General features: G+C 65.8%; 3 protein-coding genes. All 3 read right to left on the reverse strand.

The annotated features are described in order from the left end of the window. Nucleotides 1-701: arginase family protein (locus tag CYD53_RS29660; protein WP_146056045.1), on the reverse strand; the 701-nt coding region annotated here is incomplete at its 3' end. A 17-nt stretch (nt 702-718) separates the two neighbouring features. Next, nucleotides 719-2,161 (reverse strand): aspartate aminotransferase family protein, encoded by a 1,443-nt coding sequence (locus CYD53_RS29665; protein WP_103721666.1) that lies wholly within the window; start codon nt 2,159-2,161, stop codon nt 719-721. Then, on the reverse strand, nt 2,154-2,844 hold a 691-nt coding region (locus CYD53_RS29670; protein ID WP_103721667.1), incomplete at its 5' end, for an MtnX-like HAD-IB family phosphatase. The genes CYD53_RS29665 and CYD53_RS29670, both read right to left, overlap by 8 nt.

The following is a 2,844-nucleotide window of genomic DNA, read 5'->3' on the forward strand; positions in this document are numbered from 1 at the left end:
AGCGGCATGTCGCCCTGGTCCCAGTTGGTCACGGCGTCGCTGCGGCCGAGCACATCCTTGTCGATGGTGATCCAGATCGCCTTCGTCGGCAGCCCGGCGATCATCTCGTCGAGAAAGCCGTCCCAGCGTTCATCGGCGAGATTGCGCCAATGCAGGTGGCCGCGATCCTGGCGATGGGACGGCCCGTCGCGATAGCGGCCCCAGATGCGGGAGGGCGCGTGGCGCCAGGGGTAGAGCTCGATGCGCCCCTGCGACAGGGCCGGCAGGTTGGCGAACTGCAGTTCGGGGCGGACGAGGTCGCCGCTGCAAGGACCCAGCGTGACCACGCGCCTGACATGAGGCAGCTCCAGCGCCCGGTTGACCCAGGCGCCGCAATTGAAGGTCGGCGGAAAGCGCACCCAGTCGGGGTGGTTGTCGAAATGGATCACGCTGAGATCGCGCCTGACCTCGGCCAGGAGGCCTGCCGTCAGGTGGTGGAAATCGCCGGAGCCGTAAAAGGTCACGGAAACATCGTCGCCGGGCGCCGCGCTATCGCGCAGGCGCCCGGTGAATCTGTCCATCGCGGCGCGGGTGGCGAGAATCCGCAGCGAGGAGGCAAGATCGGCGGCATCGATGCGGGTGGCGGCTCCCGCATCGATGCGCCGGCGCAGCGGCTCCTGAGCCGCCACGCTGCCGTCGAGATCGATCACGCGCAATCGCAAGGCCGCCTCCAGGGATGTCAGGCGTTTGCGACGCGGGCGAAGAGCTGGTCGAGCAGCTTGATCGCCAGATCGATCTCGGCGTGGCTCATGGTGAGGGCGGGAGCCAGCGTAATGACGTTCTTGTGGTAGCCGCCGATGTCGAGAACGAGGCCGTAGCGTTTCCCATCCGTCTCGAGATCGGCCTTCATGCCCTCGTCGCACATCAGGTCGACCAGCCGCTTCGACGGCGTGTAGCTGTCATGCGGCTCGCAGATCTCGATGCGCAGCGCCATGCCGAGCCCGTCGACGTCGCCGACGATCTTGTGGCGGCGCTTGAGCTCTTCCAGGCCCCGGAGGAAATAGGCGCCCTTCGCCATGACCATGGTCTCGTAATCGTCCTCGGCCATCATCTTCATGGCCTCGAGCGCGACCGCGGTGCCCAGCGGATTGGCGTTGAAGGTCGAATGCGTCGAGCCCGGCGGGAAGATCGTCGGGTTGATCAGCTTTTCCTTGGCCCAGATGCCCGAGAGCGGGTTGAGCCCGTTGGTCACGGCCTTGCCGAAGACGATCACGTCCGGCGTCACGCCGAAGTGCTCGATCGACCACAATTTGCCGGTCCGGTAGAAGCCCATCTGGATCTCGTCGACGACCATCAGGATGCCGTGGTCGTCGAGCACCTTCTTCAGCCCGATGAAGAAGTTCTTCGGCGGGATGACGTAGCCGCCGGTGCCCTGCAGCGGCTCGACATAGAAGGCGGCGTATTCGGCCTGGCCGGTCTTGGGATCCCAGACGCCGTTATATTCGCTCTCGAAGAGACGGGCGAACTGCTGCACGCAATGCTCGCCATACTCCTCCTTGCTCATGCCCTTGGGGCCGCGGAAATGGTAGGGGAACGGGATGAAATGCGCGCGCTCGCCGAAATGGCCGAAGCGGCGGCGATAGCGGTAGGACGAGGTGATCGCCGAGGCGCCGAGCGTGCGGCCGTGATAGCCGCCCTCGAAGGCGAACATCAGGCTCTTGCCGTTGCTGGCATTGCGCACGAGCTTCAGCGAATCCTCGACGGCCTGGGCGCCGCCGACATTGAAGTGGACGCGGCCCTTCTCGCCGAACTTGGCTTCGGCATCCCTGGCGATCAGCGCGGCGAGCTCGATCTTCTCGCGATGCAGGTACTGGCTGGCGACCTGCGGCAGCGTGTCGATCTGGCGCTTCAGCGCGTTGTTCAGGCGGGGATTGGCGTAGCCGAAATTGACGGCCGAATACCACATCTGCAGGTCGAGGAAGCGGTTGCCCTCATCGTCGAACATGAAGGAGCCCTCGCAGCCCGAGAAGATCTTGGGGAACTGCGTGTAGTGCACCGTGTCGCCATGGGAGCAGTACTGCGCCTCGAGCGCGAGGAGGCGAGCCTGCTCATCCTTGTGCGAGAGAGGGGCGGGCGCCGCCTGGGGGGCGGGCGTGTCGAGCAGAGCGTAGCCGTCAGCCATGGATCGTATCCTTCGTCAATTCGCGCGCCGGGCCGCTTGCCGCGGTGGTGCACAGCAGATCCTCCAGCAGGCCGACGGCCTGGGAGAAGTCGGTGAACGGGTGGTGGGGGAGCCCCTGGTCGCGGCAATGGGCGATCAGGCCCTTCTTCGCGAAAACGAGATCGGCCTGGCCGGCGACGCAATGGTCGGACTTGCCGTCGCCGACGAGCAGGGTCAGCGGCCGGTGCAGGCTGTCGGCGACGGCGCATTTGCAGGTGCCGCTGTCGCAGCCGCCGGTGGTGGAGGCGTAAGGCGAGGTCAGCTGCCAGCGGCCTTCGCCGGCATAGTCGAGATGGTTGGCGACGACCGGCAGGAAGCCCAGCCCGGCGCGTTTCAGCACGGCCCTGATCGTCCGGTCGAGCCCGTCGGAGACGACGGTGACGGGGATGTCATGGCGCATGCAGAGCCGCACGAAGGCGGGAAAATCCCAGTCGATCGCGATATCGGCGATGAAGCTGTCGAGCATCCCCGGCGAGACCCGCAGCATCTCGACCTGGCGCCTCATGCATTCGCGCGACCCGATCTTGCCGTCGATCCAGTCCTGCTCGACCTCCTGCCAGCTTGGCGCGGCGAAACGTTCGAGGATCTGATCCGTCGTGTCCTGACACGAGATCGTACCGTCGAAATCGACGATGGCCTGCCAT

Origin of the sequence: Allobosea psychrotolerans (genome assembly GCF_002917105.1) — a bacterium.
In the GTDB taxonomy this organism is placed as follows: domain Bacteria; phylum Pseudomonadota; class Alphaproteobacteria; order Rhizobiales; family Beijerinckiaceae; genus Allobosea; species Allobosea psychrotolerans.

What these genes read in the sequence shown, in the direction of transcription:
- CYD53_RS29665 (WP_103721666.1), bottom strand. Translation starts at nt 2,161, where the DNA reads ATGGCTGACGGCTACGCTCTGCTCGACACGCCCGCCCCCCAGGCGGCG.